We start from the raw sequence: 13776 nt of genomic DNA on the forward strand, positions 1-13776 counted from the left end.
GGCGGCCGGCCTACGGTGGTGTCCCGCCGAGCAGCAGCACCGAGCGGAGGTGTCCTGGATGGACGATCGTGTTCCTGCCCCCGCCGGGGGCACGCCGTGACCGCCATGCCGCCCGAGATGGAGAGCATGGCCGGTGCCGGGCTGCCGAGCCCGGCCGCCGGGGCGCACTGGCTGCCCGGGTCCCTGATGGCGCTGCTCGGGCCCGCCGGGGAGCAGGTGCTACGGCGGGCCGGGCAGGTCCGGCCGGTCATCGCCGGTGAGGTCATCGGATGGGAGGGCGAGGGGCTGGTCGCCGATCAGGTGGCCGTGCTGCTCGACGGGTACGCACGGGTGGTCGCGGGCAACTGCACGGTGCTCGACGTGCACGGCCCGGGCGACATGATCGGCCACCACAGTGCGCTCGGCGTGCCGCCCGCCCGGCCGGTGCGGGCTGTGGCGCTGGAGGCGAGCAGCGTGCTGTACGTCGCCGGCCGGGACCTGCGCGAGCTGATCGCGGCCAGCGCGGCCCTCGCCTCCGCCCTGCTGAAAGCCACCGTCCGGCACACGCAGCGCGTCGGGGCCAGGCAGGAGGGGTACGGGCAGGCCCGGGTGCTGGGCGCGCTGGCCGGGCTCGCGGAACGCTCGGCGGCCACCCAGCCGCCGGACGGCATCCCGATCGCGCTGACGCAGAGCGAGCTGGGCAGCCTGACCGGGGTGTCGCGGGAGAGCGTGTCGCGGGCGTTCAGGAAGCTCCGGCAGCAGCACATCATCGCGACGTACCGCAACGTGATCCGCGTGCTCGACCTGCCGGCCCTGCTGGACGAGGCCGCCAGCTCCTCGGCGGAGGTCAGCCCGCAGCTGAGCCCGGCGGAACTGGCCGCATGGCGCAGCCGCACGCTCGGGCCGGAGCATCCGGACACCCTGGAGGCCCGTTTCGCGCTCTCCAAGGACGGGGAGTCGGCGGATCCGCGCGGGGCCGCCGCTGAGTTCCGTGATCTGGTGCGGGCGCGCGTGCGGGTACTCGGCGCGCGGCATCCGGACACGCTTGCGACCCGGGCGGCGCTGGGGCTGAGCCTGGGGGCCGCCGGGTACCCGGCGGAGGCAGCCGAGGTACTCACCGCCCTGGCAGCCGATCGCTCCAGGCTGAACGGGCCGGAGGACCCGGCGACACTGTCCACTATGGAGGGCATGGCGTACTGGACCGGTCACGCCGGCGACCCGCGCGCTGCCCGCGAGCTGTGCGCGCAGCTCGCCGAGACCCGGGCCAAGACAGCCGGCCCCGAGGACCCGAAGACCCTGGCGGCCCGGGACAGCCACGCCTACTGGACGGGCCAGGCCGGCGACCCGGACGGCGCGGTGTCGGCGTACGCGCTGGTGACCGCCGACCACGTCCGGCACCTCGGCTCCGAGCACGTGCAGACGCTGCACTGCCTGTCGCGTCAGGCGTACTGGCTCGGCGAGGCCGGCGACCCGGCGTCGGCGCGCGACCAGTTCCTCGCGGTGGCCCGCATCCGGCAGCGGGTACTCGGCCCCGACCATGCGAACACGCTCCAGTCCTGGGGCAGCTACGCGTGCCGGCTGGCCGAGACGGGCGGGATCTGGGAGGCCGTGGCCGAGTACGAGCGGATCCTCGCGGCGAAGATCCGGACGATCGGGCCGGCCCATCCGTCCACTCTGGCCACTCGCGGGGACCTGGCGCTGTGGCACGGCCGGTCCGGGAAACACGAGCGGGCGATCACCCTGCTCGGCGAGCTGGTCACCGACCGGACCCGCGTCCTCGGGCCCGGGCACCCGCGCACGCTGCACTCCCGGGCGTCCCGCGCGCACTGGCTGGCTGCGGCCGGGCGCGGCTGGGCGGCGATCACCGAGTACGAGGACGTCCACAACGACTACCGGGACCTGCACGGATTCCGCTTCCCCGGCACGATCGCCGTCCGGGCAGCCCTCGCCAGGCTTCGCGCGGAACTCGCTGGGTGAGGGCCACAGCCTTGTCTGGGCTGCTGGCATGGCCGCCGCTGACCTTCGACTTCATCGGCCAGTTCCTCGGCAGGGTGCTGTGGCTCGGGCCGGTCCCCACCGCCGAACTGCTCGGCCACCACGCCGCCGTGCACGACCGGCTCACCGCCGCCGGCATCACTACTTCGGAGATGTACTGGCCCGGCCGGTGGGTGCCGCACTGCACGCTCTCGATGCGCGTACCGAACGCGAAGCTCCCCGACGCGCTGCACCTCTGCCTCGACGTGCTGCCGATTCAGGCGACCCTCACGGGGGCTGCCGTCGCCGACCACGCGCGCGGCCTCTACACGCCGCTGGCGTGAGGAGCTAGCTCTGCACGTACGACGAGACCTGCGCCCCGGGGTGCTCGTGACCGTCGGCGTACCCCTGCGCCTCGTCCCGGTTCTGGCACGCCGGGCTGTACCAGATGCCGACGGCGTCCACCCCGGGCATGCCGATGTCGTGGGCCCAGTCGGCGCACACCGCGAAGAACAGCTCGGTCGCGGCCGGTTCGGGTGTCTCCCTGCGCTGCGGTGCCCGGCCCTCACCGCCCGGGCGTACCCAGATCCGGGCGTCGCCGGGGTCGCCGATGTGGAAATCCCACTCATGGTCGCGGTTCTGGCTGACGTAGCCGATCCTCATGGTGCCGTAGTAGATCGTCGCTGTGGTGTGGCCGTGGAGAAGGTTCCCGCCGGGGCCGAGGATGCTCGCGGGGATGTCGGTGACGTGCAGCCCCACGTCCTCAAGCGCCTTGATGACCGGATGATCTCCGAACCGGTGATGTGCCATCTCGTCAGTATGGCGGCATCATCCCGGCCGGAGGGCATTGGCGCTGATTGGTCATGAATCAGGGGCCCTAGCTGCCCTGGTACAGGCAGAACGGATGGCCGGCCGGGTCGAGCAGGACCCGGACGTCGTCCTGCGGCTGGAAACCGGCGAGCTCGGCACCGAGTTCGAGCGCGTGATCGACCGCTGCCGTCAGGTCCGAGACCTCGAAGTCGAGGTGCAGCATCATCTGCTGCTGGCCGGGGCTGTTCGGCCAGGCGGGGCGGACGTAGTCCTGGGCGAACTGCGTCGCCAGGTACGCCACGCCGCTGGCCGGCCCGAGCGTGCAGTGGTTCTCGGACTCCTTGCTGATCTCCCAGCCGAGCAGCGCCGAGTAGAAGCGGGCGAGGGCCGGGGCGTCCGGCGCATCCAGGACGACGCCCCACCAGTCGGCCCTGGACCAGCGGTCGACACCGTCAGCACCGGCTCCGTGCTCGTTACGACCACGCATCAGGGCAGCATGCCACAAGCTCGGGCGGTCGGCGGGTACCGTGTCCAAATGGGAGTTTTGGAGGGTAAGTCCTGTGTGGTGACCGGGGCGGCGAGTGGCATCGGCCGGGCCACCGCGCTGCGTTTCCTGGCCGAGGGCGCGCACGTGGTCGCCACCGACATCGACCCGGCCGGGCTGGCCACACTCGACGGGGTCACGGCTGTCGTGGGCGACGTGTCGGACCCCGAGGACGCACAGCGCATGATCAAGGCGGCGGTACGGGGCCACGGGCGCATCGACGTGCTGGTCGCCAACGCCGGCGTCATCCCGCTGCTCGACGTCACCGAGGCCACCGCTGAGGACTTCGATCACGTGATGGCGATCGATGGGCGCGGCATGTTCCTGACCTGCAAGTACGCGATCGAGGAGATGCTGGCGACCGGCGGCGGGTCCATCGTGTGCACGTCGTCGATCTCCGGCGAGGCCGGCCAGAAACGGCAGGCCGTCTACGGGCCGGCCAAGTTCGTCGCCTCCGGGCTGGCCAAGCACCTGGCCGTGGAGTGGGCCGCGCACGGCATCCGCGTCAACGCCGTCGCACCCGGCACCATCACGACCGAGCGCGTCACGCGGCTCCGCGACGAGCCGGGCGGCCCCGAGTACCTGGCCGCGATCGAACAGCGGCACCCGATGGGACGGCCCGGCAGGCCGGACGAGGTCGCCGCCGCTATCACGTTCCTGGCCTCCGAAGAGGCCTCGTTCATCACCGGCGTCGTGCTGCCGGTGGACGGCGGCTACCTCGCCCAGTAACCGGGTTACCGGGCGAGGCAGCCGTACGTCATGGTCAGCCTGGGCATCCTCCGGTGATGGAGATCAGGCAGCGGAGCGTGCTGCGGAAGGAACTCTTGAAGCTCGGAGTGGGTGCGGGCACGAGGCTGCTCGCCAGCAGCACCGGGCCGGTACCCCAGTGGTCCTGGGCGTTCTGCATCTCGCCGCCGATGAGGGTGGTGGCGGCAGTTCCCCAGGCCGGATCACCGGCCAGTCCCTCGGCGTAGCCACTGAAGCCTTCCGCGAAGGGAGACTTGGTTGACCAGCCAGCCTTGGCTCTGGCACCACCAGCCATGAACTTGGCGATCTTGAATCCGCCCCAGGCAAACATCGCGTCCCTGGCCAGCAGGCCGAGGTCGACGTCGCCGGTCTCCAGCACCTGCACCACAGTGCCGAACGCCATCGTGCTCGCCGTCCAGATCAGGCAGCCGATCGGCGAGGTGACCAGGCACGCCACGGCGCCCAGTGTGGACACGAGCGCCGATATGCCCCCTGAGACGTTCTCCCCGGCCCAGTTGTACACGTTTTCGGCGACCTCACAGCCCCAGCTCTCGCAGCCGAAGGACTTGTCCTCCCACTTGGGTTTCGGCTCCCCGCCCGGGGGCGGGCCCATCGTCGGGACCTTGTCCACGACCCTGGCGTAGGCGAACCAGTACTCCTTGCGGACCTCGCCCCGCCCGTTGCGGAGCACGTACTCGTAGAAGACGAGCTGCACGTAGTACTCGTTGATCCGCACCGTCCTCGTGACCGTGTTCATCGAGACCGGGTAGAAGACGTCCTGAGGAAGCCAGGCCCCGATGCACCCGTTGTTCACGCCCTTGATGGGGGTGCAGCCCTTGCTGGACGACGCGGCGCTTTCCTTCTGCGTGAACATGCCGGTCGGGTCGCTGAACGTGGCCGGGTTGGCGTCGGCGTACGTGTAGCCGTTCACCTGTTGCGGGTCCGCGTGGTTGGTGACGGGGTCGCGGGAGATGAACCGGCCGAGTGACGGGTCGTACGACCGCGCTCCGATGTGGACGAAGCCGGTCGGGTCGTCGACTCCTCCGACGAAGCCCTTCTGGCCGGCGTTCCACGCCACTGCCGCACCGCGCGGGTTGCCGTACGGGTCCTGGCGCCGCGTCGTCACGGACATCGTGCCCGCCGTGATCGTCCACTGCCCCGTGCCGTGGTGGTCCCCCGCTAGCCAGATCAGGCCCTCCGCGGACGACCTGACCGCGATCGCCTCGCCGAGGTGGCTGTACGAGCGCACTGCGGTGACCGCGCCGGTCGACGCCGTGTACGTGATCTCGGACTGTGCCGCGAACACCGTCGCGTCGCCGTTGGCGTCGATGCGGGCCACCCGGTTCCCGTCGGCGTTGTAGACCATCCTGGTCGACCTGCCGTCGGGGCGGGTCACCGTCGCGAGCTTGCCGAGCGCGTCCCAGGTGAGCTTGCCGGTCTGCCCGGCGACCGTGCGTTCCGTCAGGTTCCCTGCGATGTGCTTGTACTGGTTCGCCGCGCCGTCCACCGTCACCGACGACAGCAGGTGCCCGGTGCCGGAGTAGGCGTAGGTGTGTGTCCGAGCCGTCCCGCCCGGCGAGCGCTTGGTTTCCGAGGTGCGGTTGCCGAGCACGTCGTGGGTGTACGTGGACCAGTACGGTGCCGGTCCGCCCACGAGGTCCGTGGCTGGCTGGGCCGCGCAGTCCCCGGTACCCGGCTGGGTCCACGCCTCGTTCAGCCGGCGGAGCCCGTCGTAGCGCAGGCACTGGCGTTCGCCGGCCCCGGGTGAGCCGTTGCCGCCGTCCCCGATCGACGTCACGTTCCCGGCGTCGTCGTAGGTGTAGGACAGGTCGGCGATGCGGCCGGTGGCCGTGGACAGCAGGGCTGTGGCGCGGCGGCGGGTACCGTCCTCGTAGGTGAGGGTCTGGTACACCATCCCGCCGCCGGTGCCGCCGAGCGCGCGCTGGGCGAGCTCGCCGTGCGTGGTGAAGCTGGCCGAGTCGACGTAGACCTGCTGTGCTCCCGTGTTCTTGTCGGTGCCGACCATCCTGACCGGCTGGCCGACGCTGTTGTAGCCGTAGGCGATGCCCTCGGGGGCCAGGCCGCCGTAGCCGAGCGTGCCGGTCTGCGTGACCTGCCCGTTCGCCGCGTACACGCTCGTGGACAGGTAGCTGCCCGCGAGCTTTTCGAGGCCTGGGACGGCCGCGATGTCGGTGTAGTGCTGGGTGGGCCGGCCGGCGGCGTCGTACTTGGCGATCCGCTCGGTCACCGCGAGCTGACCGTCCACATAGGAGCTGGACTTGGCCGGCATGCCGAGGCCGCCGGCAACGGTGTCGTACTCGTACTTCGCCAGCGGCGTTCCCGTCTCCGGCGCGCCCTCCCAGCGGGAAGCCACCCGGCCGAGTACGTCGTGGACGACGGAGATCCGGCGGCCACGGCTGTCCGTGGAGGCCGTCCGCTGCCGTGCCGCGTCGTACTCCGCCGTGGACGTCCCCGTGTCCGGGTCGCTGATCCGGATCTGGTTGCCCCGCAGGTCGTACTCGTACTCCCACCGGTTGCCCGCCGGGTCGGTCACGGCCGCGATCTCACCGCGCGGCGTGTAGGCGTACCGGGTGGCGGTGAACGCCGAGCCCTGGTACTGCCGTCGTTCGATCTCCTTCCCTCGCGCGCTGGTCAGCACGGCGGTCGGGACAGCACCCAGCGGCGGCGTCGTCAGGGTCATGAGCCCGTCGGGTGAGCCGCCGTACGCGTAGGTCGTGCCCCAGCGGTGGACGTTCTTCGACCAGAAGGCCTCCGATGTGGTCCGGCCGAGCCCGTCGTAGGACACGATCGTCCGCGAGTGGTCGGCGCCGGGCGTGACCCGGACGAAGGTCCCGCTGGGCCGCGAGCCGTCGTCGAAGTTCGGCCCGGAGGTGTAGGCGACCTGGCCACGGTGGTCGTAGCCGATCTCGGTGACCAGCCGGCCGCCGATCGGCGTGTCCGCCTGGCTCTGGATCTTCCGGAGCCGCGAGTCGTAGAGCGTGACGCTCGTGGCGTAACCACCAGCCGGCGTGAGCTTCTGGGTGGTCACGGCCGTGGGAGCGGTGCTCGACGTCTGGTAGCCGAATTTCTGGAGGGCCGGCGCACCGGCCACTTTGGACTGCCCGGGTCCCCACTCCGCCGTGAGACGCCCCAGGGCGTCGTAGGTCAGGTCGGCCCGCCGCCCGTTCTGGTCGACGGTGCTGGTGGGCAGGCCCCAGCCTGGTTCGATGGCGGTGGTGCTGGTGTGGCCGAGCTTGTTGGTCACCACCGTCTTCGTCACGGGCCCGGCGCCGGCCGGGGTGTAGCCGGTGGTGATCTCGCCGTTCGCCCCGTCCTTGATCCAGAGTGGGCGGCCGAGCGGGTCGTAGCCGGTCTTCTTCTCGGTCACCATGACCGGACCGCCGTTCCACGACCCGGCCGTGTCGACCTGGGTCGGCAGGCCACGGTTACCGGCCTGGCCAGGCACCTGGAGGCCGTCGTAGTAGATCCGGACGTCGCCGACCAGGTCACGGGGCCGCTGCGGCGTGACGTCGCACGCCACAGACACCGTCTCGGTCCTGGCCACCGGGGCCACGATCCAGGCGATGATGTTGTGCGCGTACTCCGTGCGCGTGCACTGGTCGTCCGCCGGGTCGGCCACGTCGCCGAGGTCGCTCACCATGACCTCGCGGGCCTGGTTGTCGTACGTGGTCAGTGCGCGCGTGCGCTGCCAGGCCGTCGCGGTGAGCCTGCGGCGGGTGGTCAGCTCGGACACGCCACTCTGCCAGGCTTCGAGCTTCCCGCCGTCGTGGTCGCGCTCGGCGGTGCGGCGGGTCCAGTAGTGCTGGACGCTCGCGGAGTCGACCGTCTCGCCGTTCGCGCTGTCGAGCTGCGCGGTCTCCAGTACCTTGCCCGCGAGGGCACGGTGGTCGGCTGCGGTGCGGCCTTCGGAGTCGGTGACTGCGACGGAACGCTTGGCGCCGCCGGGCAGCCGCTCGCCGTCGAGGCCACGGTAGTACCGGATGCGCGTGGTCAGCGGCTGGCCCTGTGCCGGATCACCGACCTGTGTGGTGACCTGGCTGTAGCCGCGCCACTGGGAGTACGTCCGGTGCTTCTTCACGGTGTACTCGCCGTCGTCCCAGCCCCACAGTGCCGTGGTGCCGCCGCCCGCCGTCGAGTACGTGTACCGGGTCGTCGTGGCGGCCGTGGCCGCGGTGGTGTCCTGCTCCACGACGGACGTGACGACGTAGTTGTGGAACCAGTCCTTCTTGGCTTCCCAGTACTCCTCCGGCGTCCACCACACCGGATAGCAGCGCCGGGTGTTGATGGTCTCGCTGGACGGCAGGTTACCGGCCGCGCAGTCGGGTGCGGAGTAGGAGACGGCCGTGACCCCGCCCGTCTCCGACGTGATCGCGGTGATCCGCCAGCGCCACACGGCCGGGATGCCGGTGCCGGTCTCCACCCGGTTCGGCATCGCCTGACCGGCGAACACGGTCGGCGGCAGGGCGATGTTCCCGTCGAGGAGCCCGGTGTGCTGGATGGACTTCAGCCACAGGACGGCCTGCGAGTCGTCGCCGTAGTTCTTGAACTCGTGGGTCAGCGTCCACGAGTCCACGTCCCGGAAGCCGGTACCGCTGGCCACCTTCGTGGTGACCTTCGCGAGCCGCTTGGTGGAGAAGAACGCCGGCGAGGTCTGGTCGCTGCACGGCGCTTGCCTGCACTCCAGGTCCCAGGGCGTGTCCGGCCAGTTCGCCGTCCTGGGCGCTGATGCGGTACCGCAGTCCGACAGGCACCGGTCGGCGGCGGTGAACTCCACCCGCCCGGTCGGTGTCACCGTGGCGTCGCCGGACCGCAGCCCGTAGTCGATCCGCGTGAGCCAGCCGCCGCGCTCGTAGGAGACCCGCTTGTCAGGGTCGCCGCCTGCTCCATAGTGGCCGGTCTCTGTGGCGTACGTGAAGGTCATCTGGTTGCCGTGCACGTCGGCGACCTTCTCGACCAGCCAGCGGTACGCCTGCGTGCACCGCGAGTCGCGGAACGCTGTGGCGTGGCAGGGCTCGCCGCTGTTGTTGCCGAAGACCGGCACGGTCCAGCGGGACTCGGCGGTGGCGCCGAACGTGTACTGCGTACCGTCCGTCGTCGTGATCATCCACCGCTCGCTCGTCGCCGCCGACACGCTGGCCGGGGAACCGAGCAGCCGCACGCGCCAGCTGGCGTCCTGCGCTGTGCGCCACTCCCCGGTCGTGTCGTCGCGGACGAGGTTGGTGTTGGTGCCGTTCAGCGACATCGTGATCGAGGGCGAGGCGCCGTCCCAGCACCGGTCGCCGGTCTTCACGGCGTTGTTGCCGCCGTCCTGGTCCTCGGCGCACGCCGCGTACCGGCGCTCGATGTAACCAGGTTCGTACGACCAGCCGTCGCCGATCATGGATGCCTGGTTGTTGCTGCCCGAGGTGCGGCCGTCGTGGGACTGGGAGGAGTAGGCGAAGGACAGCGCGGGTGCCGGGCCGGCTGCCGGGGGTGTCCGCAGCCCGTAGGAGTAGCCGAAGTTGCCAGCGTTGTTGCCTGCCGACCAGGCTCCGGCCGGGGCGAGGCTCGTGGCCTTGTAGTCGCCGGCACCCGAGGACGATCCGGCACTCAGCGCGTAGAGCCCGGAGGCCGCGACGGTCGCGGAGACCTTACGCGAGCCGGAGTCGTTGCGGTGCGGCACGGGCGTCCGGGTCCGGCACACGGCCGGCGACGCGCAGTCCGACAGCGCGGCCAGCTGGAGCCGGGAGGCCCAGCCGCCTCCGTACGACTGGGCGAACGCGCCGTAGTCGACCGTGAGGCCGACGTCACCGCCGCCTTCGAGCCGCACCAGGACACCGTCGTACCCGGCCGCCCGCGAGGCCTGCTGGTCGAGGACCTCGACCGTCACCTCGCGGGGCGTACCCGAGGCTTTCAGGCTCACGGGCAGCCCGCCCGCCCGGGTCTCCGTGGTCCCGGGTGTGAGCCGGACCTTGCCTGCGGCTGGCCACTGCGCGGGGCCGGAGCGCCAGCCCCGGCCGTCGTCACCGTGCCCGGCGAGCAGCGTGGCCGTACCAGGTGGTTTCACCGCGTGGACGTCGACGGGTGCGCCGAGACTGACGCCTGGCGCGCCGGGCGTGCGGGGCAGGATCACGCCGGAGGTCAGGAGGGTACCGGAGGCGGCGAGGACCGCCACGGCCGTCGTCCATCTGGTGAGGTTCCTGGCTCGCGGCCGGTTGAGGAGTGGAGTCATGCTGATTCCAGACTGCCGATGGGACAGGGAACTATCGATGACGGCCGACCGGCGCCCCCGTGACGCCGGCCGGCCGTGTCGTGGGCCGGGCTCTAGCAGCTGGTCGAGCCGCCGCAGGCGAGCCGGGCGATGCGCCGGTCGTCGAGGACTCCCGAGTAGGCGCGGACCTCGTCGACCGCGCCGACCAGCAGGCCGGACGGGCCGGGGGCCGCGCCGACCAGCACCGAGCCGTCCGCGTGCCAGGGCGTGGCCGGCGACGGCGCGGTGCCCTGGAGGGTGCCGTTGACGTAGAGGCGCAGTTCGTGCCGTGCGGGGTCGTGCACGGCGGTCAGCTGGTACCAGGCCCCGGCTTCGGGTGCCCAGGTGGACGTGACGCCGGTCCAGGCCGGGGCCGTGGTGCCGTCCGAGGCCATCGCGAACTCCCACCGGGACAGGCCGGAGCGGTACCGCAGGGTGAAGGACGGCCCGTTCGCCGCCGCCTGGGACAGCACCGTCCGGTCAGCCGTCAGGTCGGACAGCTTCACCCAGGCCGCCACGGTGAACGCCTTGTCGGTGCGGACAGCCGACCGGGCCGACGTCGCGTACCCGCCGCCGCCGAGCGCGAGCCCGTACGCGAGGCCCGGCAGCTCGTCGTGGTCGTCGACCCAGTCGTGCGTGCCGTGGAACGTGAGGTCGTTGCCGCCGACCGCCTCGGTCCCGGTCGTGTTCAGCGACCAGAAGGCCGCCGGGGCTGCAGCGATCGCGCCGGCCTGCTCCGGCGTCACAGCGCCGTCGAAGACCCGCACGTCGTGCACGGCACCCGTGAACGGGCTCGCCGTACCCCGGCAGCCGATCACGAGCGGGTTCACGGCCTGCCAGTGCGTGGCGGGGACGGCAGCGGTGCCCTGGAGGACGCCGTCGGCGTACAGGCTCAGGGTTCCGGCCAGGAGGTCCTGGACGGCTGTCAGGTGCTGCCAGGTACCTGCCGGGACAGTGGACGCTGTCGTGGCGACGGACTCCGCCGACGTGGCGTTGTCGGCGGCGTGGAGACCGAAGGCCCACTTGTTCGCGCTGGTCCGCCGCAGGTCGAAGGCCGCCCGCGCGCCGCCGGACTGGGACAGCACCGTCATCGTCGCCGTACCGGGATCACCCGCCGGAACCTTCACCCACGCCGAGACGGTGAACGATCGCGCCGTGTCGGCCGCAGGCCGGGCTGCCGTCACGCAGGTACCACCGTCGAATTGCAGCGCTGACCCGGCAGTGCCGAAAGTGTCGGCAACCCACACCGGGGACGCAGGCGTCGTGGCGGGGTTGGTGCCTGCGGTGTCCTCGCCGGAGCCGGCCAGCGGCCACCACCCGGTCTCGGCGGGCAGCCGCGTCCGGAACGGGAAGTCCGACCGCGCCGACTCGTTGCCCGCCGCGTCGCCAGCCCAGATCTGGAGCACGTGGTCGGTGCTGGTGGCCGGTGGTGTGATCACGAGAGTCGCCGTGCCGTTCGCCGCCGTGATCGTCGCGGGCGTTCCGCCGTTGAGGGCGTAGCGGAACAGTGTCGTGTCCGAGGCACCGGTCAGCGTGAAGCTCACCGCCTGGCCGAGCACGGGATCCGTGGTGAGCAGCGCGGCACCCGGCGTCGAGGGTGCATGGGTGTCGACCTGGAAGTAGCAGCGGGCGGCGAAGGCGCTCGACGTGCGCTCGTCCTGGGTCTTGGCCCGCCACGAGTACGAGCCGGTGGCCGGGATCGAGCCCGGCGGCGCTGTCGTGGTGATCGGCTTACCGGAAGCACCGGGCACCGCCCACTCCCTCAGGACGGTGCTGTCCGCGCCGAGGATCTGGAACACCGTGCTGACTGTCCCGCCGTCACTGTCCTGAGGGGACGCTGTGAACGACGGGGCGACCGTGGTCAGCCACGGCCCCGGTGCGGTCGTCGTGCAGGCCACGCCGTTGGTGGCCAGGCCGGTCGGCGGCTTGGGCAGCGTGTTGAAGACGATCTCCAGCGTCGCCGTCGAGGAGTCGTACCGCCGCCACTCGGCCAGCGCCGGGGACGGCGACTCGTTGACAGCCTTCATGCCGATCGTCATCGAGGCCCACTTGCCGTCCTTCGCGGTCTTGGCCATGTCGGTCACCGGGAACTCGACGTACCCGGGGCCGCCGCAGCTCGCGCCGTTGTCAGCGTTCTGGGTGGAGTTCGCCCACTGGTCACGCCAGGTCGGCTGGCTGTTCCACGAGTTCGACGACGTGATGATGTTGGTGTGCCACACCCGGGCCTTGCCGGCGCTGCACGAGGCCGCGTGCCGTTGCAGGATCTTGAACTTGGCCGACACGACCTCCCGGGCGTCGTTACGCGTGACGTCCTCGGTGTTCATCCGGAAGAACGACCGGATCCTGTACGGGCTCGTCGTGCAGTTCAGCCCCGACCAGCCGTCGCAGGTCTGCCCCGCGCCAGCGTCCCCGTACGTCGAGCCGTTGCCGAGGGCCGGGGAGCCGCCCTTCCACGCGATCTGGGTCGGGTACTTCGACCAGACGCTCCCCCACTCCCCCGACCGCTTCCCGCCCGTCCACACGGGATCGATCACCACGGGGTAGCTGGTCGCGGGTCCGGTGAGCAGAGCCGGGTCGGGTACGAGAGTGATCGCGCCGGCGCTGGTCTCGACGCCGACGCCGCTCGTCCGCGCTGTCACCGGCTCGGCCACGTCGGCGAAGGCCGCAGCCTGACGCCGGGACGCCTGGCTCGCCCGGGGGCTGTCCCACATCACGGGCGGCAGGGACGTGGCGATCTCCTCGCCGGAGGCGTCGACGACGCGCATCGCCCCGTCGTCACCGGCCAGCACCGACAGCCCGTCGCCCCGGACACCGAGCCGGATCCTGGCGAGCCTCGGATCGGCGGCGGCGCGGGCCGAGCGGACCACGACATCGTGCCGGTACCCCTCGGGAAGCGCCCGGACCACCAGGTCGACCTCGGGCAGGACGTCTCGGTAGGTGGCGGTCTCGCCGGACAGTACCGGCTCGGGAAGCCTGCCGGGCCAGGTCAGCCCGAAGCTGCGGCCGGACATCGTGACGGCGGCGAACGGCGCGTCACCTCCCGGCGACACGGCGACCGGCACGACCGTGTTCACCGGGCCGATCGAGCCGTCGGCCCGGCGGACCAGCGTCGTGTCGACCGGAGCCCATGCGCCGGAGGCTGTCCGGGCCCGGTAGGGACTCACGCCGGAACGGAACACCATCTCACCTGCCGGGGTGGCGAAAACCCCGCCCTTGTCGGTGGCCGCCGAGGCGACCTCGACCTCTCGCTTGCACCGCGTGGCCAGCGCGAGCGCCTCCGGCTCACTGGTTGCCATCGTGGCCATCGTGGCCGGTCCGCAGCCCGTGCTCGCGGCCTCCTCGGCCGAAGCGGCGGCGGGCACAGCGGCCACAGCCAGTGGCGGCAGCGCCAGGGCGAGAAGAAGAGCCAGTCGCGGGCGCGCCGCTAGAAGTGTCACAGTGGAGCCTCCTTGAATCGTGCGAGCCGTCGGGC

Annotated in this window: 7 protein-coding genes; 3 read left to right on the forward strand and 4 right to left on the reverse strand. The window is 71.6% G+C overall.

What is annotated here, in order from left to right:
* The first annotated feature begins 105 nt into the window (after positions 1–105).
* Both A3G1_RS38195 and A3G1_RS33355 read left to right on the forward strand, forming a co-directional pair.
* The gene (locus A3G1_RS38195) at positions 106–1956 is read left to right on the forward strand and encodes a tetratricopeptide repeat protein (protein ID WP_245563455.1); all 1851 of its coding nucleotides are present in this window, start codon (positions 106–108) and stop codon (positions 1954–1956) included.
* An 11-nt stretch (positions 1957–1967) separates the two neighbouring features.
* A complete protein-coding gene (locus A3G1_RS33355) occupies positions 1968–2297 on the forward strand; it encodes a 2'-5' RNA ligase family protein (protein ID WP_157640933.1) in 330 nt (109 codons plus the stop codon).
* A gap of 4 nt (positions 2298–2301) precedes the next feature.
* Here the strand turns inward: A3G1_RS33355 and A3G1_RS0105810 are convergent, their stop codons facing one another.
* The gene (locus tag A3G1_RS0105810) at positions 2302–2763 is read right to left on the reverse strand and encodes a hypothetical protein (protein ID WP_018348528.1); all 462 of its coding nucleotides are present in this window, start codon (positions 2761–2763) and stop codon (positions 2302–2304) included.
* Between the two features lie 67 nt (positions 2764–2830).
* Positions 2831–3250 (reverse strand): VOC family protein, encoded by a 420-nt coding sequence (locus tag A3G1_RS0105815; RefSeq protein ID WP_018348529.1) that lies wholly within the window; start codon positions 3248–3250, stop codon positions 2831–2833.
* A gap of 48 nt (positions 3251–3298) precedes the next feature.
* On the opposite strand from A3G1_RS0105815, the gene A3G1_RS0105820 reads away from it, so the two are divergent.
* The gene (locus tag A3G1_RS0105820; RefSeq protein WP_026211846.1) at positions 3299–4036 is read left to right on the forward strand and encodes an SDR family NAD(P)-dependent oxidoreductase; all 738 of its coding nucleotides are present in this window, start codon (positions 3299–3301) and stop codon (positions 4034–4036) included.
* Between the two features lie 34 nt (positions 4037–4070).
* On the opposite strand, the gene A3G1_RS33360 is transcribed toward A3G1_RS0105820, so the two are convergent.
* Both A3G1_RS33360 and A3G1_RS0105830 read right to left on the reverse strand, forming a co-directional pair.
* The gene (locus A3G1_RS33360; protein WP_083936764.1) at positions 4071–10286 is read right to left on the reverse strand and encodes an RHS repeat-associated core domain-containing protein; all 6216 of its coding nucleotides are present in this window, start codon (positions 10284–10286) and stop codon (positions 4071–4073) included.
* Positions 10287–10378: 92 nt separating this feature from the next.
* A complete protein-coding gene (locus A3G1_RS0105830; RefSeq protein ID WP_169437541.1) occupies positions 10379–13741 on the reverse strand; it encodes a LamG-like jellyroll fold domain-containing protein in 3363 nt (1120 codons plus the stop codon).
* Between the last annotated feature and the right edge of the window lie 35 nt (positions 13742–13776).

This window comes from Longispora albida DSM 44784 (assembly GCF_000379825.1).
Taxonomy (GTDB): Bacteria; Actinomycetota; Actinomycetes; order Mycobacteriales; family Micromonosporaceae; genus Longispora; species Longispora albida.